This window comes from Symbiopectobacterium purcellii (genome assembly GCF_019797845.1).
In the GTDB taxonomy this organism is placed as follows: Bacteria; Pseudomonadota; Gammaproteobacteria; order Enterobacterales; family Enterobacteriaceae; genus Symbiopectobacterium; species Symbiopectobacterium purcellii.
The window spans coordinates 2,837,030-2,857,762 of the sequence record NZ_CP081864.1; the positions used below are offsets into that span (position 1 = coordinate 2,837,030).

The 20,733-nt window shown below is 47.2% G+C and carries 16 protein-coding genes, 2 tRNA genes and 4 pseudogenes; 8 read left to right on the forward strand and 14 right to left on the reverse strand.

Annotated features, from left to right (window positions below; all coding sequences use genetic code 11):
- Nucleotides 1-10 precede the first annotated feature (10 nt).
- The 13 genes and pseudogenes from K6K13_RS13395 to K6K13_RS13460 all read right to left on the reverse strand — a co-directional run bounded on the left by K6K13_RS13395 (nucleotide 11) and on the right by K6K13_RS13460 (nucleotide 11,136).
- A complete protein-coding gene (locus K6K13_RS13395) occupies nucleotides 11-346 on the reverse strand; it encodes a type IV toxin-antitoxin system YeeU family antitoxin (protein ID WP_222157470.1) in 336 nt (111 codons plus the stop codon).
- Between the two features lie 39 nt (nucleotides 347-385).
- Nucleotides 386-859 (reverse strand): RadC family protein, encoded by a 474-nt coding sequence (gene radC, locus K6K13_RS13400; protein ID WP_222157471.1) that lies wholly within the window; start codon nucleotides 857-859, stop codon nucleotides 386-388.
- A gap of 51 nt (nucleotides 860-910) precedes the next feature.
- The gene (locus tag K6K13_RS13405; protein ID WP_222157472.1) at nucleotides 911-1,732 is read right to left on the reverse strand and encodes a DUF932 domain-containing protein; all 822 of its coding nucleotides are present in this window, start codon (nucleotides 1,730-1,732) and stop codon (nucleotides 911-913) included.
- An 81-nt stretch (nucleotides 1,733-1,813) separates the two neighbouring features.
- On the reverse strand, nucleotides 1,814-2,026 hold the full coding sequence (locus K6K13_RS13410) for a hypothetical protein (protein WP_222157473.1): 213 nt from the start codon (nucleotides 2,024-2,026) through the stop codon (nucleotides 1,814-1,816).
- A gap of 181 nt (nucleotides 2,027-2,207) precedes the next feature.
- A complete protein-coding gene (locus tag K6K13_RS13415) occupies nucleotides 2,208-2,465 on the reverse strand; it encodes a hypothetical protein (protein ID WP_222157474.1) in 258 nt (85 codons plus the stop codon).
- A 42-nt stretch (nucleotides 2,466-2,507) separates the two neighbouring features.
- Complete coding sequence (locus tag K6K13_RS13420) at nucleotides 2,508-2,873, reverse strand: hypothetical protein (protein WP_222157475.1); 366 nt, start codon at nucleotides 2,871-2,873, stop codon at nucleotides 2,508-2,510.
- A gap of 97 nt (nucleotides 2,874-2,970) precedes the next feature.
- Nucleotides 2,971-3,648, reverse strand: coding sequence for a WYL domain-containing protein (locus tag K6K13_RS13425; protein ID WP_222157476.1), 678 nt, complete (start codon nucleotides 3,646-3,648; stop codon nucleotides 2,971-2,973).
- Nucleotides 3,649-3,938: 290 nt separating this feature from the next.
- A pseudogene (gene dptH, locus K6K13_RS13435) lies at nucleotides 3,939-6,332 on the reverse strand (DNA phosphorothioation-dependent restriction protein DptH); the annotation flags it as partial.
- Nucleotides 6,313-7,653 (reverse strand): annotated as a pseudogene (gene dptG / locus K6K13_RS13440) (DNA phosphorothioation-dependent restriction protein DptG). The pseudogenes dptG and dptH, both read right to left, overlap by 20 nt.
- A 4-nt stretch (nucleotides 7,654-7,657) precedes the next feature.
- Complete coding sequence (gene dptF / locus K6K13_RS13445) at nucleotides 7,658-9,307, reverse strand: DNA phosphorothioation-dependent restriction protein DptF (protein ID WP_222157477.1); 1,650 nt, start codon at nucleotides 9,305-9,307, stop codon at nucleotides 7,658-7,660.
- A 201-nt stretch (nucleotides 9,308-9,508) separates the two neighbouring features.
- Nucleotides 9,509-10,768 carry a tyrosine-type recombinase/integrase gene (locus tag K6K13_RS13450; RefSeq protein WP_222157478.1) on the reverse strand — a complete coding sequence of 420 codons (1,260 nt, stop codon included), beginning with the start codon at nucleotides 10,766-10,768 and terminating at the stop codon, nucleotides 9,509-9,511.
- A gap of 201 nt (nucleotides 10,769-10,969) precedes the next feature.
- A tRNA-Leu gene (locus K6K13_RS13455) sits at nucleotides 10,970-11,056 on the reverse strand.
- Nucleotides 11,057-11,062: 6 nt separating this feature from the next.
- A tRNA-Cys gene (locus tag K6K13_RS13460) sits at nucleotides 11,063-11,136 on the reverse strand.
- A 109-nt stretch (nucleotides 11,137-11,245) separates the two neighbouring features.
- Between K6K13_RS13460 and K6K13_RS13465 the strand changes: the two genes are divergently transcribed.
- The 4 genes from K6K13_RS13465 (at nucleotide 11,246) to K6K13_RS13480 (ending at nucleotide 14,419) form a co-directional block, all read left to right on the forward strand.
- Complete coding sequence (locus K6K13_RS13465) at nucleotides 11,246-11,473, forward strand: hypothetical protein (protein ID WP_222157479.1); 228 nt, start codon at nucleotides 11,246-11,248, stop codon at nucleotides 11,471-11,473.
- Nucleotides 11,474-11,835: 362 nt separating this feature from the next.
- Nucleotides 11,836-12,192, forward strand: coding sequence for a YdiL family protein (locus tag K6K13_RS13470; protein WP_222161088.1), 357 nt, complete (start codon nucleotides 11,836-11,838; stop codon nucleotides 12,190-12,192).
- Between the two features lie 9 nt (nucleotides 12,193-12,201).
- Nucleotides 12,202-12,717 (forward strand): shikimate kinase AroL, encoded by a 516-nt coding sequence (gene aroL, locus K6K13_RS13475; protein ID WP_222157480.1) that lies wholly within the window; start codon nucleotides 12,202-12,204, stop codon nucleotides 12,715-12,717.
- A 454-nt stretch (nucleotides 12,718-13,171) separates the two neighbouring features.
- On the forward strand, nucleotides 13,172-14,419 hold the full coding sequence (locus K6K13_RS13480; RefSeq protein ID WP_222157481.1) for an MFS transporter: 1,248 nt from the start codon (nucleotides 13,172-13,174) through the stop codon (nucleotides 14,417-14,419).
- A 39-nt stretch (nucleotides 14,420-14,458) separates the two neighbouring features.
- Here K6K13_RS13480 and K6K13_RS13485 read toward each other — a convergent pair.
- Nucleotides 14,459-15,357 (reverse strand): annotated as a pseudogene (locus tag K6K13_RS13485) (LysR family transcriptional regulator).
- Nucleotides 15,358-15,979: 622 nt separating this feature from the next.
- On the opposite strand from K6K13_RS13485, the gene K6K13_RS13490 reads away from it, so the two are divergent.
- The 4 genes and pseudogenes from K6K13_RS13490 to K6K13_RS13505 all read left to right on the forward strand — a co-directional run bounded on the left by K6K13_RS13490 (nucleotide 15,980) and on the right by K6K13_RS13505 (nucleotide 20,719).
- On the forward strand, nucleotides 15,980-17,215 hold the full coding sequence (locus tag K6K13_RS13490; RefSeq protein ID WP_222157482.1) for an MFS transporter: 1,236 nt from the start codon (nucleotides 15,980-15,982) through the stop codon (nucleotides 17,213-17,215).
- A 131-nt stretch (nucleotides 17,216-17,346) separates the two neighbouring features.
- Complete coding sequence (gene ydiB, locus K6K13_RS13495; RefSeq protein WP_222157483.1) at nucleotides 17,347-18,213, forward strand: quinate/shikimate dehydrogenase; 867 nt, start codon at nucleotides 17,347-17,349, stop codon at nucleotides 18,211-18,213.
- A 76-nt stretch (nucleotides 18,214-18,289) separates the two neighbouring features.
- Nucleotides 18,290-19,047 (forward strand): annotated as a pseudogene (gene aroD, locus K6K13_RS13500) (type I 3-dehydroquinate dehydratase).
- Between the two features lie 76 nt (nucleotides 19,048-19,123).
- A complete protein-coding gene (locus K6K13_RS13505; protein WP_222157484.1) occupies nucleotides 19,124-20,719 on the forward strand; it encodes an acyl CoA:acetate/3-ketoacid CoA transferase in 1,596 nt (531 codons plus the stop codon).
- Nucleotides 20,720-20,733: the final 14 nt, after the last annotated feature.

Sequence of the window (20,733 nt, forward strand, 5' to 3'; positions counted from 1 at the left end):
AAGCTGCGGATTATTGTGCTGCCGCCGAAGAGGGATAAATAGCAATATACACGTAGCCAAAACTGCCCAGCGTATCGGCTTCACAGGTCCATTCGTTGCAATGCAGCGTGATGCAGCCCTGCTGACGGGGATTCAGTTCCCCCGTGCGTAGCTTCTGTTCCAACTGCTTAATCAGTTCAGGAAAGCTCTGTTCCAGATGACGGGCTTCCGTTTCGCTGAACGTACCGACAACGCTGGCCCGGTCTGCCAGATAATGAAGATAGTGGCCTTCCTGAACCAGCCTAGCTCCGAACTGTGGAGTAATAGCGCGTTTTAGTCCCCATTCCAGGGTATCAGACGATGGCATGATAGCTTCCTTATAAAAACACGGTGGTAAATGTGGGCATCACAGCCAACCACGTTCAGCGAACGACACCACCTCAGTGCCGCCAATAACCAGGTGATCAAGTACTCTGATATCAAGCGGTGAGAGGGAATTTTTCAGTGTATCGGTGATATGGCGATCGGCCTGACTGGGCTCGGCCCAGCCGGAAGGATGGTTATGTGCCAGTATCACGGCAGCGGCGTTATGACGCAGTGAGGCTTTGAGGATTTCACGCGGATGCACTTCGGTGCTGTTGATACCGCCCAGCGCGGTAATTTCCTTTTCTATCAGGCGATGCTGGTTATCCAGATATAGCACCATAAAGACTTCGCGCTCCAGGCTACTGAGTTCCAGCAGTAACCAGCGTTTGGTGTCCTCTGAAGTTTTGAACTGGCGTGTATTTTTACGCACTCGCTTTTCCAGCAGGCACAGCGCCATCTGGATAATGCGCTGCTCTTTGGACGCAATGCTGCCTGTCAATGAATTACATGACATGGTAAGTCCTTGAAGTGAGGTAATAAGGGAGAATAAACAAAAGGAGGAAAATTAGGATGCCAGCTCCAGCATATTTTCGGCCAATATCCATAGGGCGCGGTTAAGTTTTACGTCACCATCAATCCCTTTGACAGCACGGGTTCTAGCTCGTTTACCTTGTACTGTACGGCCTGATAGTCCACCTTTTATCAAATTTTCCTGAATACGCTGGTAAGTGGTCCATAGATCGTTGCTTTCGTCCTGCCAGCGGCGAGGAGACAGGATTTGAGCCTCTGTCACTGGTTGATACTCTTCACCAAATCGGTAGGTTAACGCAGCCTGAGCCAAGGAAGTCTGTGCCGGTGGTGGTAATAGTAAAGACTGCATGGCATCACGTTTTTCATCAATACGCTCAAATGTATCTAATATCTCATAAGCCCCCTCAATAACACGGCCAACCACATCACCCTTATGGGGAACACGGACTTCACCCAAGGATTCACCACAAATTAAACCATTGTGGCAAACCTGTCTAAAAAGACCGGGCAACATTTGATAGCTGCTGGATCCGTCATGGCTATTCAGTAAAATAATCTCTGGCACCTGTTTGCCCGTAATTTGACCTTCCCGGCGCAAGCGCAGCATGTGCTTGGTATGCTCCCGTTTCTCCGGATCACGTACACGGGTTTGGCAGGCAAAAAATGGCTGAAAACCTTCACGCTGTAAGTTATCCAACAGGGTAATGGTGGGAATATAAGTATACCGTTCGCTACGCGAACCATGCTTGTCTTCACTAAATACACTGGGAACCGTGTGCGCCAGTTCATCACGGGTTAATGGACGGTCACGGCGAATAATATTTACCGCGCCAAAGCGCGAGGTCAACTTGGGCATAAAAACTCCTTATGTGCCAGAGTGAATGACCCTGGCACATCTTGTTGAAATGATAATTAATGAAAGAATGGATTTCATATTTCAGGCAGTAAAAACAGTACGAAGAATAAAATTCATTATTGTAGTGGTTATTGCACCTACCAATAAAAAAGCAGCCTCCCGGGCTGCTTCAACTTCTTCGTCATTATAACCTGCCTGCCGTAAGTGCTCAGCCACAAAATCCTGAGCTTGAGCACCTGAATACCAGGTAATTACTTTACCTAATGCAGCAATTAACATTTTAAGTAATGACATAATGCCTGACCTTTATCGATAATATTTGAAAGTCATTCCTTATCACAGGGATAGTACTCAGAATCAAAGGGGGGGAAGTCTTTATTTCCTGTAACATTAAATGTGTATGACTTTCCAGTCGCATCACTGACGCGAATGACTTTCGCCTGACGTAATGCCTCCCATTCTGTTTTTATCCGATCTAATGAGTGAAAGGGTTGTGATACATCATGCCATCAACCTGTAGCTGAAAATAATCACCGCTAAACCCTGCCTGTACACGTAAAACAGGCGGTTTTGAGGAGTATAATTCACAGCTGATTTCAAGATAATGCTTATCGTCATTACTCAGATGAACGCCTGCATATCCCTGCAATGACCAGTATGTCCACTCAGCCGCAACAGCACTGCCTAAGGGTAGCAACAGTATCGCCAATACGGCACCTTTTAAGTATTTCATGTGGCATATCCTTATATTTCAGTGAGATATTGATGTGTTATTTCAATCAAAAGTGAATGTCCAACCGCCTTTGTCTGTATCCACCTGGACTTCTGAGGCAACACAATTATTGTAAAAAGGGACTTTTACTGATTCACCAAAGCGCAGTGTTGCCGGAATAATGGTTTCCTTATTACTGGTGCCGAAGTATTTCAGATTTCCGATACGGCAATTACCACGATTGACACTGATATTATTGATGCGAACAGTATCGGTTTGAGCGGTGACAACGACATCAACGTAGCGATTTCCCGCCACATGGACATTGTTATATGCCATTACCTTTATTGGTACTGGTATTTGCGCACCGATCACCATTCCAGAGAAGAGGAATGACAATGCGGGTAACAACCATTTTGAATGATTCATGCAATAACTCCTTATAAAATGCGTATAATATCTCATTGCGTAAAGTAGTGATTTAATAAATGTGAATGAGTTTGACTATACTCATTGTTCATCTCATTTATTCACGTATGAGCTCACAGATATATTGAAAGTGTGGTAACGCTGTAATGAATCGTTTATCCTGAAAAATTCGTCTCATTTCCTCCTTTTTACTAAATGAACTAATGGTCATCGCTACATCCGTAATTGCCACCAGATTAAATACTTTTATGTGGTTTTGCTTTTCTGTCGCCAGATACCATTCCCCATCAAAGTAAATAAGGCGATAGGGGGCAATCGCGATTTGTCTGCGACCATTATGTAAAAAGTTGATTAATCGATTTTTAACAATAGCCTGAGTAATGGCATAAAAACCACCGAACAAAGAAGGGACATTCCGTGGCGGTGCGTTATAGACGATATAGGGAGAGTCCTGTCCTGCATCCAGCAAAACGGAAAGTAACTTTTTATCCAGTGCAGGGAAAAATTGTGCCACATGGGTGATACGTGCAAACGTAATGATATCGTGATCGGTACGAAATGGCCCCCTCGCATCAGAAAGACGCAAGTATCCATCTTTTAATTCGGTATCCAGATACTGTAACCGCTGTCGTAAATCTCTCTGAATCGTCCTTTCCGAGACATTGAATTCTAAAGCCAGTTGTTTGACTGACAGAGACTCCCCCATGAAGAGCCTGCTGACTAAAATAGCCAGGCGACTGGCGAGCCGGTCGTAACGTTTTCCCTGTTCAGGCATAGTGATAATTCCTGTATAAATTCCGTGCATCCTTTTTGGCATACACGGAATAAATTAATATTTGGTAAGGTTTTTCTGACGTAGCCAGGCGATAACGATGCAGGCAGGGATCGTGACTCGGTATGCCGGGCCCGCAATATCCGACAGCATCCAGGCTGAACTGAGCGCTAAACCGACGGGGCCAGCGAGAACTGAAAGGGCGCGAGACGCAACGAACACGGTTCCCCAAGTGGCGATCCCGCCGAGTGCGGTGATAACGCTGGCCGCCAATGTTGTTGCGAGTTCCAAAGCGGCAACAGAAGAGGTTCGAATGGCTGCCTGTATAGCGATAAGAATGAGTTGTGGTGTTGGGCTGGCTCTTTTTCTTGCTTAAAATATTCTACTAATCCCAGAAACAGTTCTTTGGCGTTCCCTTGATTAATGGCATTAATAATCAACGCACTGTTTTCTGCGCTCTGGAACAACCGGGCGTAAGCGTCCGTGAACTCATTAAGTTTGTCTTTTACCAGACGTTTAACGTAGTCATGGCTGACCTGCCGCTGGGGAACCACATCAATCCAGAAGCGGTTTTCATCCACCGGCTGTAATTGCGCGTATTCATGCTCACTGTGATAAACAAATGGCACTAACCCGGAAACCATCAAGCGATCAAGAGTGATTGGCGGTAGTGCAGCAAATGATGCCGAATCGTGCTGTTCCGACTCCGCAACGATAGTTTCTGCCAGTTGTAGGTGGTAGGCCAGCACCAGAGGATGCAGCGGAGAGAGGCGCTCATGGCTATCATTGCGGCAGATCCCAAGATGCAGAAGACGTTTCTCTTGCGCTGTCAGCGCTCTGCTCAGACCTATTTGCTGGAGTGACTGTTCAAACGTAGTAACAATGTAGCTGACCAGTGCGCGATATTCCGCTGACCACGACACCAGACTCGGCAGGGTGTTACGACGATGATAGTAGGCAAATAACTGCTCATAAGCGTTATGGAGATCGGGGTAGCTAGCAAGAAGTTCATCCAACGCAAACTCGCTATCGTCACTTCCCGTACCCAGCAGACGTTGCTCAATTAATGAGGCTTCCAATATCAACAACTGCTGGCGTACACCGACGACCTTATGTTCAGTATTATCGAGTATGATGCGCCCTTTTAGTCGGTTCCAGGTTGCATTGCCCTCTTCCTTAAACAATTTGTTGAAACGGCTTTGGTCAAAAAGCAGTGGCAGCGTTAGCCCCTCTTCTGCTCCCGGTCCCTCTATGTTAAACGACAGACGGGAATCGCCAGACACGATCGCAAACTGAACCAGGTCACTTTGATTTGCCAACGTCTCAAAATTCACCTGAGCATAATGCTGGCAGTCTATGTCTTCGCTCTCGTCATTCAACGTACAGGTCAGGTTGCCAGACTCGGCAATACGCAGCGTGTTATCTTCCAGTTGCAGGGTTATTTGTTCTTTACCTGGCTCAATGCGGTAACAGTGCTGAATATCGTTCAGCCAGAATTGTCCCTGCTCGACCAACAACAGGCGAAATTTATACTCTTCAGCTGAATTATTGCGGTTGGTCAGTTCGAGACTAAAGAAGCAAGGATGCCCGTCAAAAGGCACCGATGCCATAATGCGTGAAGTCTTGCCTCCCGCCCGGCTGGTGCGCCAGAAATGTGCTTTCTTTAACCGGCGATTATGGGCAATCTTTATCTGGTTATCCTGAAGATCATTACCCTGAAAACTGAACTCCAGCTCAGCCTTTGATTGCCCTGGCAGCACCTGCACCAACAGACTGATGTCACGTTTGCCTGCCTTACTGGCGCTTTTCGCCCGTTGCCAAACCTCACCGTTTTCGACGGAGACGTTCTCCAGCACCAGCTTTTGTTCACTATTCTGCTCTTTCTCTTTCCTATAGTCGGAGAAATCGAGCTCACGCCAGTCATCTTTATCGTAAAAATGCTCCTGAATGAATTTTGTACTAAACTCAGGCAGCACATTCTCCAGCTGTCCACTGTAGCGTTCAACACTATCTTCTATCTGGCGATATAATTTCCGGTTTTCATTCAGTCGGGTGCGTAGCTGCTTCTGGCTATAGTTCATTAGTTCATCATCTTTAAACAGATGAAGCTCAGAGAAATCCAGATTGCCATCATCCAGCAAGCGATACAGCGACGAGAAACCAAATACGGTCGCGCCTTCATCCAGTACCGTCGCCAGTTGATCCTCCAGCAAACAGCGGGACAATTCCGAACGGTTACTATTAGTAGTAATGAGCTTTTCCAGTTGATGACTGAATGTTTGTGGGTACCAGATAGCATCCGGTGCCGCCACGTCTTTCGTGCTGTTAATCAGGGTATCGAGCATACTGTTGTGAATAATCAACAGCGCTGTTTGGGCAAAAACGCCGCTGCGCCCTGCAACTTCATCGCGCAAATGAGAAATGTAGTTTTCTGTGAATGCTGGGGCCTCGGCTCCGTGCAGTACAGGAATAAGCTGAACACCATTGCAAGGGAGGCAATCAATATATTGCCCTGGCGCAATTTCCAACTGATTGCTGTCCGCCAGAGAGACGAATGCTTCCCACAGTTTTAGGGCATTATCGGGATCGGGCGATTTGAACTGGTAGCGCTCGCCGGGCTGAATGATGCCACCTACCCATTCAATAAAGGTTTCTGCCAGATAGGTTTCATACTGTTTTACGGACATACACGGCGTCTCCACTATCACTCATTCGCTCTACATTTCCCATGCGTTCATAAAACGCCACCAGCGTTTGCGCCGACTAATTGTCCAGATAAAAACCGCGCTGTTCAAAACCACGCAGCAGTTCATGTAGGCGGAGTTTGTCATTTTTTCCCACAGTGAGATTGGTCAGTAACAGAAGACGATCCTGATTCAGCACCAGCACTTTCCCTGCCCGACCACGGACCTGAATGAAATCAGTACAAATCTGGCTCTCAAGCTCATTAATGTAATCTCGGTTCACCCTTGCTCTATCAGATCTTTTATTCTGAAACTGTCCAACAGCAACTGATTTTAGCTGCTTAAAGGCCTCATCCAAGTTTGCAGCTCGTTCACAAACCTGAAGTTCGCGCGCGACAATAAACTCCTGCAAGTAATTGTTAAGCGAATTTAGTACCTTTGATGAATCTGAGTAATTGAAACAATCTTGATAAACCTGCCATAGCGGGCGTTTGGGTTGCCCTTTGTGCTTTTTATCATTCCACTGTAAAACTTCCAGCGCAGACAGCATCGGGAAAAGATTTTTACTATGCCGAGCAAAAAGCTTATAACCATAGGTTTGCACACCTTCCCGTTCTGCACTGGCTTTTTCCGAGTCAAGGATGAAAAAAAGTGATTTGCTTTGCGGCTCCCCCTTTTGCCAATTATCTAGATTAAGCGCAAGTTGAGCGCACCAGCTAAAAGCATACAATCGCAAAGTATTGGCTAGTTCCTGTAGAAGATATTGTGGATATTCCGCTAGAAATGCTAAATCGGACTGAAAACATTTCGCAATAAAGGGAAGATAAGGTTGTTCTTTGGTAAATGGACTTTCACCAGAAAACTCATATACTTTTTCATCAAGCTTATTCAAAAGTTGCTTTTCGATAAAATTCAGTTTATCCGGCATTGGATAGTTGAGATTAAAATCCCCCATCAAATTAGCGAAGAGAACTCCAAGACGCTTATCGGCTGCTGAACCAGAGTTTATTCTTTCATTGTTAAACTGGGATTGAAACAATAAAAACATAGGAGAAACACGAAAAATATCGTGGTTCGAAAAATACATTCGTTCCAAGACGGCCCAGAAATCTGGTTCGTCGATTATTTTTTCAAAATGGGCTTTGCAATCATCTCTGAATTGTTCAATCCCGTAAGACTCCTCGATTTTATGTTTCAAGGAATAGCTTAGCACCAAACCAATCACTATTTGCCAGTTAATATTATTATTTTTATTTCGTATAGGAAGATAGCTAGGTTGTGGATTATTTTTCCTTACTTCCAAGATCTCTGAAATAGGATACATTCTGTTACCCCTCCATTCCGCTAATAGAGATCATATCGTCATCCAATCTTGCGCTATAAACTCGGCGCATACCATCATAAAATCTTATCTCAGTACTGAGCTTGATCTTATCAGAAACTAAATCAATAATTTCGTCTAATAGAACAATAGCATTTTTATCGTATTTATTCGGACGATAATCATTATTTAACTTTTTCAATAATTCGAATAGGTTAAGTCCGATACGGATGGGGGGTAATGGATCTTCACCCACTTTTAAATGAACATCGAAGCCAGTAGGATGAGTAGTATGTTTACTACGGATAGCGTTCCAGTTAGGCTTCAGCGCTACTGGTGCAGTTATTTTAACCCCGCCAAACTCCCCCAAAAAAAATTCTTCTTTATGCTTACTCAACTCCGGTGCTTTACGGTTTGCATAGCGCTGGATCCCAGCGATAAGTTCAGAGGTGTAAAAGCGATTCAGTGATCTTTTTTGCTCCGGATCTGCTGTGTAATTTCTATGTAAGTGCCAGATTTCTGAATAATCTTCGAACAATGACTCTTTAAAGAACGCCAGAAATTTCTGGTGATAATTATTCCCCAGCGACTCATGTTGTAGCAGCCAGAAGAGTCGAATCAATGAGGCGGCATCACCTGGCTTAACGCACTTGCGATCAAACGTAATATGTAAATGTTCAAGCGTTGCCAGGAAAGCATCCAGATCGGGATCAACAAGGCCAAGCTCATAGCGCAAAATGAATTGATCGAGTTCATAGTTATGTAATCTGGTGGGATCAAAATCAGAAACCTTTTTAATCAGATCATTTTCTGCGCCATTGAAGAGGTTATCAAAAAGGTAGCCAGGCCCCAGTAACAGGTGATGCAAAAAATCCAGTAATGTTCTTGTGGTAACAAACTGGTCTTTAATTAACCGGGTTTTAAAGAGTTGAGTGATTAAGACATTCTGAACACCAGGCATACAGAGCAGTTTGAAGTTAGCAACAGTATTTAAATCATCCTGCGTTAACTCATCACGTTGAAAAATAGTGTAAAAAAGGTTGTTATCATCATCACTTGTTAAGTGATTTAATAAGTTTTTTATAAAGGGTGAATATTGCCGATCTTCGTCAAACTTGAACTTAGGATACTGCTCGAAGTCAAAAAAAGAACAATTTCCGCTACGGTAAGGGCGATTCCCATTCTGTTGTTCTGACAAGAATAAGTCAATCGCAGAGCGGATAGCCTGATGATCCTCAGCACCCTCTCTGGCAAAGTTGGCGAGCATCCCAGTGTTGATACCGATGAGAAGCGGGTATGATTGTTGATGATGATTTTCAAATAAATCATTCAATGCATCAATAGCTGACTGTCGAGGGGCAAAACTGTGCGTAGCATCCAGATGGAAACTAAACCTCTGCTGATATCGTGGTTCTGACTTACAACGGGTTAAAATTTCGGATTTCCCATCCCCACTACTTCCGCAAAGAAAGACGATCTCACCAGGCTTCGCAATATCCAGGTAACGCTGTAACTCGTCTTCAATCTCTTGTTTAACAAAGAGTTGTTCTTTTAATTCATCGAATATATCTTTTTTCCGATGAGTCTCAGTACTTACAGAAAACGAAGATGACTTCGCAAGTACACCCAACGCTTTACGTAATGTGATTGCGCTCATAACCATCTGGTCTTGGAGAGAAAAATGTAACTATATTATACAAATGAGCATGTTATCTACACCAGTCTTAAAATTCCTTAAACTATTACCTACAGTTAAAGATGTGGGGCAAGATCCAGTGTCGTGCTTATGATTTTTTTTATCGCAATGTGCAAGCTGTACACGGTCCAACCTGAGTTACAACCTGCACATATTTACCTACTAATCAGCAGGTAACTTCCCAAAATCAAACGGACTCACCGCCCTCACCCGGTTCGCATCGAGAAAATCAGCCCACCATTGCAGCATCAGCTTACGTTCGTCGAGATGCTCCGCCTTATGAATGTACGCCGCCCGAACGCCGTTGCGTTCCTGATGGCTCATCTGTCGCTCCACCGCATCCCGAGACCACAACCCCGACTCAATCAGTGAACTACAGGCCATAGTACGAAAACCGTGACCACATACTTCCGTTTTGGTGTCGTAGCCCATGGTTTGCAGCGCTTTGTTTACCGTTCCCTCGCTAACAGGTTTTCGCGACGAATGATCGCCAATGAAAACCAGTTCACAATGCCCACTCACCTCACGAATCTTTTTAAGGATCTCCACAGCCTGACGGCTTAGTGGAACAAGGTGTGGTGTGTGCATTTTTGAGCCACGTTCGGAGAACTTCACACCGGGAATCGGTTCACGCTCAGAGGGAATCGTCCATAAGGCACGCTCGAAGTCGATTTCCGGCCAACAGGCAAAACGTAGTTCACTGGAACGGATAAAGATCAGTAGGGAAAGATTCATTACCCACTTGGTAAACTCACGACCTTTATAGCCATCTATACGGCCAAGAAGTTCAGGCAAACGTTCAAGTTCTAATGCCGGGCGATGTTCGACTTTGCCGGGCATGATCGCCCCTGCCATATCCTGCGCCGGGTTATAGTCAATCAGGCCATTTTGTACCGCATAGGTCATGATGGCAGTCACACGTTGTTTTAGGCGCTTAGCCACTTCCAAGCGTCCTGAACGTTCAACGCTTTTAATCGGTGTCAGCAAGTCGCGAGTTTTCAGCGCTGCGATATGTGTACCACCGATGGCGGGGAAAATATTGTCGCTTAGACTTTTCAGGATACGTTCGGCATGTGAGCCCGACCATTTCTTGTTATCGGCATGCCAGGCACGAGCCACAACTTCGAAAGTTTGCTCATCATCCTGTTGTTGCGTTTTGACTGCCTTTTTATGCTCGTTGGGATCAACGCCAGCAGCAATAAGTTTTCGAGCCTCATCGCGTTTCTGACGCGCTTCAGAGAGTGAAACCTCGGGGTAGACACCTAATGCCAGCGTATTTTCTTTGCCATCCGAACGATAACGTAAGCGCCAGTATTTTGATCCATTGGGATGGACCAGAAGAAACATACCGTTGCCGTCGGTGAGTTTATAGGCCTTCTCTTCCGGTTTTGCTGAACGTACCTTGATGTCCGTGAGTGCCATAGTGACTTTCCTTCAATAAAGCGTTATTGAAGGTACAAGGATTTACCATACCGCAGTATACCCGCAATTGTACCCGTATAAGCAAGTTGATGTAGGTTGAATTGTGTTGACGTCGGGAGAGTAAGGAATGAAGGAAAGCCAGTAAAACCGTGGGTTTTAGACAAAAAAATAGACGTCTGTTGACGTCCATTGATGTGGTGATGGTGCCCGGGGCGGGACTTGAACCCGCACAGCGCGTACGCCGAGGGATTTTAAATCCCTTGTGTCTACCGATTTCACCACCCGGGCGAAAATTGGAGGCGCGTCCCGGAGTCGAACCGAGGTGGGCGGATTTGCAATCCGCTGCATGGCCACTCTGCCAACGCGCCTTTATTCTGCCTATCGACCTGATACTTTAGGTCATATCAATAAATTCTTACTTATAACTTATTGATTAAATAAGATTTTTTCATTTCCGTTTCAGGAATGGACGCTATTATGGACTGGTTACGTGCTGATGGCAAGCCCTTTGTCGCCAGGATAAAATCGAACGCTCAAAAGCTCACCACGGACGCTCATTATTTACAACTCTCGCTGCATTTAGCAGCAAAATGGCTGTTTAGTCGACAAATATGCACTAGTCTAGACCGCAGTAACATCATGACCCTGGCTCAACGGCAATGTCGGACAGCGGCCAAAGCGTACAACATCCGCCACCACCCGTAAACTCGGCGACTGGGATTGATACTGCGCCAGCAATTACAGTAGTGTCGACACGGTCGCTGTCAGTAACCGTTGTCGTGGTTAAGCGCATGTTCAATCATCGAGCCTGCAATGCGCGATGAATTTCTTTAAAAGCTGTCTATGCCAGATAGAACACCCGTGTCCATTCACCGCGCGCTAGCATCGACCAGCCAAGTACCGGGTCTTCCTCTGGCTGCGCTCGTCCTGCAAAGATCACGCCAACCTGTATGGCACTGCAAATAAACAATGTTGCACAAAATAGTGTGACAGTAATCAAGCCGATAAATAAGCAATAATGTTATTTACTGACAGCATAATTCTTTGCGTTGTGGAGTCGCATGATGATGAACCCTTTAGAGCTACAAGCGTTACGTCAACTCTTTTTTATGAGTATTGATGAAGCGGCCACCTATATTGCAAACGGCACTGAAAGCGAAACCTGGCGTTTATGGGAAAGTGGATCGCAGCCAATACCCTCAAAGATTATTGACACTTTAATGCTGATGAACAAAAAACGTAAGCAACGGCTCGATGCCATCATCGAAAAAATCAATAATCGCATCGGGAATAATACTATGCGTTTTTTCCCAGATTATGCTGACTTTCGCACCGTCTATACCGAAGGTGATTATATTGAGTGGAAAATATACCAATCTGTTGCCGCTGAACTTTATGCACACAACTTGGAACGGTTATGTTAAGGATAATAGATGACTCATTCGATTATTTTAGTCGGCCCGCGCGCATCCGGTAAAACAACCGTTGGAAAGATGCTGGCAACCCGGCTACATCGACATTTTATCGACACAGACGATCTGGTGCAAAAACAAACGAATAAAACCATCGCGCAAATCGTTGATGAACATGGCTGGGATCGCTTCCGAGAAATCGAAAGTCAGATTCTCGAAGACGTCATGTTGAGTGATGCCGTGGTAGCAACGGGCGGCGGCATGGTGATATCGGAAAAAAACCGTTTTTATATGAAAAATAACGGCATTGTCTTTTACCTTGCCACCTCTGCCGACACCGTGGTGGCTCGACTGAAATCAAACCCAGCGGTCAGTCAGCGCCCCTCTCTCACCGGCCTGTCTATTACCGAAGAGATCACCGGAATTATTAAAGAGCGCGATCCGCTTTATCAAGAAAGTGCGCATTACGTCATTGATGCCAATAAAGATAAGACCGAAGTATTACAACAAATTTACGCACTCTGCGTTCCGATATAATCTGTAGCAAAATGATAAATAGAAATCTATTTTTACCACGCCCAAGCCCTCTATTGAGAGATAAATCACAAATCAATCACTTTATTACGCGGGAGAAAATCACCATTACCTCAAGAGAAATTAATCTATAGCACATCGTCTGCCCGGTGTTACATATCCGTATCTTTTTCATTGAGTAAATAGAAGGGTATGTCAGGGTTTTCAGCATAAAAATTAACATCAATAACATTTATCGGGTTTGCCGATAGAAACAATCTATGAATTGATAAAAAAAAAGGAATTATTCATTTCCCGAAGGGATTGTTAGCATCAAAACAACTTAAAAACCGGACGTAAATCTGTAGGTTATGTCAATCGAATACGACAGGATACCAGGATAAGGCCGGTATTACGCATCGGGGCAAGAAAACAACAGGGTTTCTTTTTACCCAGGCGTTTTCTCACAAGGCTAACTATGAAAAACAAATATATACCAACCGCCTTCGGATTATATCTCAATTATCTGGTGCATGGCATGGGCGTGATATTAATCAGCCTGAACATGCCGCATCTGGAGCAACAGTGGCAAACCGACGCCGCAGGGGTGTCTGTCGTCATTTCATCACTGGGCATTGGCAGACTGAGCTTGCTGCTGCTGGCAGGGATGTTGTCCGACCGTTTTGGCCGTAAACCGTTCGTGTATCTGGGAATGGTATGCTATCTCGGTTTTTTCTTTGGTATCCTCGGCTCGCAAAGCATTGCTGCCGCCTATTGCTTTGGCTTTCTCGCTGGGATGGCAAACAGCTTCCTCGATTCCGGCACCTACCCATCGCTGATGGAAGCCTTCCCCTCTTCCCCCAGCACGGCCAACATTTTAATTAAGGCCTTTGTCTCCAGTGGGCAATTCCTGCTGCCTATGATCATCAGCCTGTTGGTATGGGCAGATCTGTGGTTTGGCTGGTCGTTTATCATCGCAGCAGGGATTATGCTGCTTAACGGCATTTGTCTGTTCCGCTATCCTTTCCCGACACATCCGGGAAAAGTGGTGCGGGAAACCTTGGCTGCCGAAGCCCCTGTAGTCCGCACTACCTCACAACACGCCTGCTCGTTGGTGGATCTAACCAGTTATACGCTATATGGCTATATCGCCATGGCAACGTTTTACCTTATCAGCCAATGGCTGGCACAATACGGCCAGTTTGTCGCAGGCATGAGTTACACCATGTCAATCAAACTGCTCAGTATTTACACCGTCGGCTCTCTGCTGTGCGTGGTGATCTCCGCCGTTTTAGTGAGAAAAACCGTCAGTTCCACCTCGCTGCTGATGCTCTACACGTTTATTTCGTTGGTGGCGCTGCTGGGCGTGAGCCTGTATCCCAGCCCAAACACCGTTATCGTGTTTTCTTTCGTGATTGGCTTCTCCGCTGCTGGGGGCGTGCTGCAACTGGGGCTGACGCTGATGGCGGTACGCTTTCCCCATGCCAAAGGCAAAGCCACCGCGATCTACTACAGCGCAGGCAGTATCGCCACCTTTACGATCCCTCTTATCACTGCCAGGCTTTCACAAACCAGCATTGCCAGCATTATGTGGTTTGATACCGGGATTGCCGCCGTCGGTTTCTTGCTGGCGCTGTTTATCGGCTACCGTAATCGGAAAACGCGCGATAACCTTCTGACCGAGGATGAACTGGACGTTGACGGCGCGCTGCGTCGTCCATCCTGATGCCGCACCGCTATGCTTTTGCTCCAGCGGCGTTAAGCACTAAAATTGCAGGGTCTGGCAGGCGGTGAAGACAAACTTTTTAAATCCCTGTGCCGCCGCCGATAACATTTTGTCTTTACGTGTAGCCAGATATATATAGCGCGTTGGGCCAGGATCGCGAATACGCATCACATGCAGATCTGAACGAGAGAGCGTGCTGATGCGCGGCATCACGGCAATGCCATAATTGACACTGACCAATCCCACCATCGCGGTATCTTCTTCAACGTAACAAGCAATTTCCGGGATCAGCTTTTTCTGCATGAACATCTTATCGATAAACTGACTCAGCCCGCTTTTCCGTGAAAAGAAGATAAATGGGTAAGCGATGGCCTCTTCCAGCGAGATATCTTCCTTTGCTTGCTGTGCCAGCGGGTGTTGGCAAGAGGTAACCAGCACCAGTTCCTGGCTTATCAACGGCAAAAACTCTATTTCATTCTCATCCGCCACCAGCGAGCAAATAGCCATATCGTATTTATCGGCCTTCAGATCTTCCACCAGCGCTGACGTGGTGCCCTGATAAAAGCAAAAGCGTTTGTTGTCATTACCGGGCTGATGGACAAAACGATCGACCAGGCGCGGTACCACGGTTTCGCCCATGGTGTAGATAAATGCCAGACTGATCACGTCATCCTGCTGGCCACACATCTGGCGCAGCGCCAGTCGGCCATTCTCCAGTTCAAGCAGTGCATTGTCCACATAGGGTAAAAAAGCTTACCTGCATGGGTAATACGTACATTCCTGCCCGATTTTTCAAACAGCATCACACCCAGCTCTTTCTCCAGTTCTGCAATAGCGTGGCTAAGCGACGGCTGCGTAATAAACAGGCTTGATGCTGCTTCGGTGTAATGCTGCTTTTCAGCCAGGCGTTTAAAGTAGTGGAGCTGTTTTAAATTCATGACCGACCTCTTGGCAAGGTATCACGGCATCATTTGCACGCAGTGATATGGGTAGATTCCTACTGCCAGCATATCCCGCTTTTACCGTTGCAACTGCCGGTCAGACCGGGCCAATGCAACATTGTTTCGGTGCCGTGCAATATAAGCGGTACGCCTGTCAGCACAACAAAAACGCGCAGCGTAACGCAATTGTTAATGAGTGAAAGCATAAATCGGACAGGAATGACACTGCGTTATAGCATATATCTGCCACCCGAGAAATTGAGGAAATAATACTGCCTGTCAGATCACAAAATAGCGACTCACCGTAAACACAATGTGATGCAAGACCACCTTTTCCGGATCGCGCTGTTGTAGGGAGCTTGTGAAATAAAAACATTTCATCAACATCCAATTACGCTACTTCCTCACATTGCACAGCAATAAAGTTGGCAACTAAAACGGCATATTACGTATTTATTATTATCCGCATTTAATACATTACATAACGAGAATAAAAAACATCTCAAGCAGTATCGACATTCATTGAAATACAAAAGGTCAGGAAAAACGAAAACCGCTATCCCTGGTTATAAAAAACATCAACAACAAGCAGAATCATTAACGAAATGCGGAGAAAAGCATGAGCCAGAATAAGGCCTTCAATGCGCCCTTCTTATTAGCCGTCGTCGGTATCTATCTCAGTTATTTTTTACATGGCGTCAGCGTTATTACGCTGGCACAAAACATGACATCCCTTGCGGAGAAATTTGGTACCGATAATGCGGGTATTGCCTATCTGATTTCGGGTATTGGCTTAGGCCGATTGGTCAGTATTCTCTTCTTTGGCGTGATCTCTGACAAATTTGGTCGCCGCTCAGTCATTTTGCTCGGCGTCAGCTTATATATATTGTTCTTCTTTGGTATTCCCGCCAGCCCAAATCTGATTGTCGCCTTCGGCCTAGCCGTGTGCGTCGGTGTCGCCAATGCAGCATTGGACACCGGCGGCTATCCAGCACTGATGGAGTGTTATCCCAAAACGTCAGGTTCAGCAGTCATTCTGTTAAAAGCCATGATCTCCTTCGGCCAGATGTTATACCCGATGCTGGTCAGCTACCTGCTGCTCAGTCACATCTGGTATGGCTATGCCATGATCATCCCCGGTGTTCTCTTCGTCTTGGTATCGTTGCTGCTACTAAAAAGCAAGTTCCCCAGCCAGTTGGTGGATGCCACCATTGCCAAAGAACTGCCGCAAATGAACAGCAAGCCGCTCGCCTGGTTGGAAGGGGTTGCCTCTATTATTTTTGGCGTTGCCGCATTCTCCACCTTTTACGTCATTGTGGTCTGGATGCCTAAATACGCCATGGCCTTTGCCGGTATGGCGGAAGCCGATGCGCTGAAAACCATCTCCTATTACAGCATGGGTTCACTGGTGTGCGTATTTATATTCGCCCTGCTGTTAAAAAGCATGGTACGCCCGGTGTGGGCCAACGTGTTTAATACCGGGGTATCGGTGATCACTGCCACGATTATTTATCTCTACCCATCACCGCTGGTATGTAATGTGGGCGCCTTTGTTATCGGCTTTTCAGCCGCAGGCGGGATATTGCAGCTCGGCGTTTCAGTCATGTCCGAATTTTTCCCAAAAAGCAAAGCCAAAGTCACCAGCGTTTACATGATGATGGGTGGCCTGGCTAACTTCTTAATTCCGCTCATCACTGGATACCTGTCAAAAATCGGTCTGCAATACATTATTTTGCTGGACATTGCTTTTGCCCTGCTGGCTTTTGTTACTGCCATCGTGGTTTTTATTCGCTACTACAAAGTGTTCAAAATCCCGCAAACCGATTTACGGTTCGGCGAACGTTTCTTTCAATAACGACGCCACAAGAATGTGAGTATTGATTTTAAAAACTGAACAGAACGGCAATCGACCGTTTGCGCGATATGCGCCCGCCTATTGCCTGAATAACTGCACCACCTATTATTACCTTGTGTAAGGAGTTTAGAATGGATGTTACCGCAAAATATGAACTGATTGGATTAATGGCTTATCCCATCAGACACAGCCTTTCGCCGGAAATGCAAAACAAGGCGTTGGAAAAAGCGGGTTTGCCTTTCACTTATATGGCCTTTGAGGTGGACAACACCACCTTCGGTAAAGCGATTGAAGGCCTGAAAGCGCTGAAAATGCGCGGCACTGGCGTTTCCATGCCAAATAAACAATTAGCCTGCCAATATGTGGATGAATTAACACCGGCTGCGAAATTGGTGGGGGCGATTAATACCATTGTTAATGATAACGGGTATTTGCGTGGTTATAACACCGATGGCACCGGGCATATTCGTGCCATCAAAGAAAGCGGTTTTGATATTCAAGGCAAAACCATGGTGTTGGTCGGTTCGGGCGGTGCATCAACCGCCATTGGTGCCCAGGCTGCGATTGAAGGCATTAAAGAGATCAAGCTGTTCAACCGCAAAGATGAATTCTACGAACAGGCACTTGCCTTCGCCAAACGCGTGAATGACAACACCGATTGCACCGTGACCGTCAGTGATTTGGCGAACCAAAAAGCCTTCGCCGACGCCATTGCCCACGCCGACATTCTGACCAACGGCACCAAAGTCGGCATGAAGCCGCTCGAAGACCAATGCGTGGTGAGCGATATTGCCATGCTACGCCCTGAACTGCTGGTCACCGAGTGCGTTTACAACCCGCACATCACCAAGATGCTGCAAATGGCCATGGATGCAGGCTGCAAGACCATTGATGGCTACGGCATGCTGCTGTGGCAAGGGGCTGAGCAATTCAAGCTCTGGACCGGTAAAGAGTTCCCGCTGGAACACATCAAAAAAGTGATGGGCTTTAACGCCTAAAACACGTCGGTACGCGGCGTATTCCTCACGCCGCGTTTATCAGACCGTGTGGCAAAAGATGACGTAAAGGAAAAGCATGAAAACCGTAACCGTAAAAAATCGGGTGTTTGGCGAAGGCGCACCAAAAATTATCGTCTCGCTGATGGGCAAAGACATCGCAGCCATCAAGTCTGAAGCCCACCATTATCAAGACGGTGACGTCGATGTTCTGGAATGGCCGCCGATCATTTCGATGACGTGTCCTCTATCGCCAGCGTGCTGGAGTCGGTGCGCACGCTGCGTAACTGCATCCCCGACAAGCCCCTGCTGTTTACCTTCCGCAGCAAGCAAGAAGGCGGGGAAAAAGTGCTCTCTGCCGAGGCCTACATTGCCTTGAACAAGGCAGTCGTGGAGAGCGGGTTTGTTAACATGATCGATCTGGAGCTGTTTACCGGTGATGCACTGGTGAAAGATACCGTGGCATTTGCGCATGCTCACGGCGTGAAGGTCATCATGTCCAACCACGACTTCCACAAAACGCCACCGAAAGAAGAGATCGTCAAACGCCTGTGCAAAATGCAGGAATTGGGTGCCGATATCCCGAAAATCGCCCTGATGCAGCAGAGCAAAGACGATGTGCTCACCCTGCTGGCCGCCACGCTGGAAATGCATGAGAAGCACGCTGACCGCCCGATCATCACCATATCCATGTCAACAACCGGTGTCATCTCCCGTCTCTCCGGCGAGCTGTTTGGTTCAGCCGCCACGTTTGGCGCACTGAAAAAGGCCTCTGCCCCAGGGCAAATTGCCGTTAAAGATTTGCGCACTGTGTTGACGGTATTACACCAATCCTGAATAGCGATGGCGCGGCTGTAGCCGTTTGCGCTGCTGAAAGCAGCACACGCTCATTTGCTTATCACGAGGAGTTGCAATGAAACTGGAAAAACCGAAAAGAATTAATGGCCGAGTGCCGGTGCTCTCCGCACAGGACGCCGTTAACTATATCCCCGATGAAGCCACCCTGTGCGTATTGGGGGCTGGCGGTGGCATTCTGGAAGCCACCTCACTGATCACCGCCCTCGCCGACCGCTACAAAACCACGCAGTCACCGCGCGACCTGTCGCTGATCAGCCCAACCGGGCTAGGCGATCGCGCCGAGCGCGGCATCAGTCCACTGGCACAGGAAGGTCTGGTGAAATGGGCGCTGTGCGGCCACTGGGGACAATCACCTCGAATTTCCGATCTGGCAGAACAGAACAAGATCGTCTCCTACAACTACCCGCAAGGGGTGCTGACGCAAGCTATTCGCGCCTCTGCCGCTCACCAGCCGGGCATTTTAAGCAATATCGGTATTGGTACCTTTTTCGATCCGCGTCAACAGGGCGGCAAGCTGAATGAAGTCACCAAAGACGACCTGATCAAGCTGGTCGAAATCGATAATCAGGAATACCTGTTCTACAAGGCCATAGCCCCGAATGTCGCCTTTATCCGCGCGACCACCTGCGACAGCGAAGGGTACGCCTCTTTCGAAGATGAAGTGATGTATCTCGATGCGCTGGTGATTGCGCAAGCGGTACACAACAACGGCGGTATCGTGATGATGCAAGTGCAGAAGATGGTCAAAAAAGCCACGCTGCATCCTAAATCCGTGCGTATTCCTGGCTATCTGGTCGACATTGTGGTGGTGGATTCAACGCAAACCCAACTGTACGGCGGAGCGCCCGTCAACCGCTTTATCTCCGGTGATTTTGTGCTGGATGACAGCACCAAAATGGCCATCCCCCTTAACCAACGCAAACTGGTGGCACGCCGCGCGCTGTTCGAAATGCGCAAGGGTGCAGTCGGTAACGTAGGTGTTGGTATCGCCGACGACATCGGTCTGGTAGCGCGCGAAGAGGGCTGTGCCGATGACTTTGTGCTAACGGTGGAAACCGGCCCTATCGGCGGGATCACCACACAAGGCGTGGCCTTCGGCGCCAACGTCAATACCCGCGCCATTCTGGACATGACGTCTCAGTTCGATTTTTACCACGGCGGTGGGTTGGATGTGTGTTACCTGAGCTTTGCTGAAATCGACCGACACGGCAACGTTGGTGTGCATAAATTCAACGGAAAAATCATGGGCACCGGCGGGTTTATCGACATCAGCGCCACCTCGAAAAAGATCATCTTCTGCGGCACCCTAACGGCAGGCAGCTTAAAAACTGACGTCGGCGACGGCAAGCTGACGATCGTGCAGGAAGGGAAAGTCAAAAAATTCATTCAGGAAATCCCTGAAATCACGTTCAGCGGAAAAATTGCGCTCGAACGCGGCTTGGACGTGCGTTACATCACCGAACGCGCCGTCTTCACCCTAAAAGCAGACGGTTTGCACCTGGTTGAGATCGCACCCGGCGTCGATTTGGAAAAAGACATTCTGGCACAGATGGACTTTACCCCGGTCATTTCGCCTGACTTAACACTGATGGATACACGCCTCTTTTTCGATGCCGTGATGGGCTTTGTATTGCCAGACGCTGAACAATAACAGGAGTAACAACG

Coding starts and splice junctions, on each gene's coding strand:
- K6K13_RS13405 (WP_222157472.1), bottom strand. CDS start 1,732: ATGCCCAAGTTGACCTCGCGCTTTGGCGCGGTAAATATTATTCGCCGT.
- radC (WP_222157471.1), bottom strand. CDS start 859: ATGTCATGTAATTCATTGACAGGCAGCATTGCGTCCAAAGAGCAGCGC.
- K6K13_RS13425 (WP_222157476.1), bottom strand. CDS start 3,648: ATGCCTGAACAGGGAAAACGTTACGACCGGCTCGCCAGTCGCCTGGCT.
- dptF (WP_222157477.1), bottom strand. CDS start 9,307: ATGAGCGCAATCACATTACGTAAAGCGTTGGGTGTACTTGCGAAGTCA.
- K6K13_RS13490 (WP_222157482.1), top strand. CDS start 15,980: ATGAGCCAGAATAAGGCCTTCAATGCGCCCTTCTTATTAGCCGTCGTC.
- K6K13_RS13395 (WP_222157470.1), bottom strand. CDS start 346: ATGCCATCGTCTGATACCCTGGAATGGGGACTAAAACGCGCTATTACT.
- K6K13_RS13410 (WP_222157473.1), bottom strand. CDS start 2,026: ATGTCATTACTTAAAATGTTAATTGCTGCATTAGGTAAAGTAATTACC.
- aroL (WP_222157480.1), top strand. CDS start 12,202: ATGACTCATTCGATTATTTTAGTCGGCCCGCGCGCATCCGGTAAAACA.
- K6K13_RS13480 (WP_222157481.1), top strand. CDS start 13,172: ATGAAAAACAAATATATACCAACCGCCTTCGGATTATATCTCAATTAT.
- K6K13_RS13420 (WP_222157475.1), bottom strand. CDS start 2,873: ATGAATCATTCAAAATGGTTGTTACCCGCATTGTCATTCCTCTTCTCT.
- K6K13_RS13465 (WP_222157479.1), top strand. CDS start 11,246: ATGGACTGGTTACGTGCTGATGGCAAGCCCTTTGTCGCCAGGATAAAA.
- K6K13_RS13450 (WP_222157478.1), bottom strand. CDS start 10,768: ATGGCACTCACGGACATCAAGGTACGTTCAGCAAAACCGGAAGAGAAG.
- K6K13_RS13505 (WP_222157484.1), top strand. CDS start 19,124: ATGAAACTGGAAAAACCGAAAAGAATTAATGGCCGAGTGCCGGTGCTC.
- K6K13_RS13470 (WP_222161088.1), top strand. CDS start 11,836: ATGAACCCTTTAGAGCTACAAGCGTTACGTCAACTCTTTTTTATGAGT.
- K6K13_RS13415 (WP_222157474.1), bottom strand. CDS start 2,465: ATGAAATACTTAAAAGGTGCCGTATTGGCGATACTGTTGCTACCCTTA.
- ydiB (WP_222157483.1), top strand. CDS start 17,347: ATGGATGTTACCGCAAAATATGAACTGATTGGATTAATGGCTTATCCC.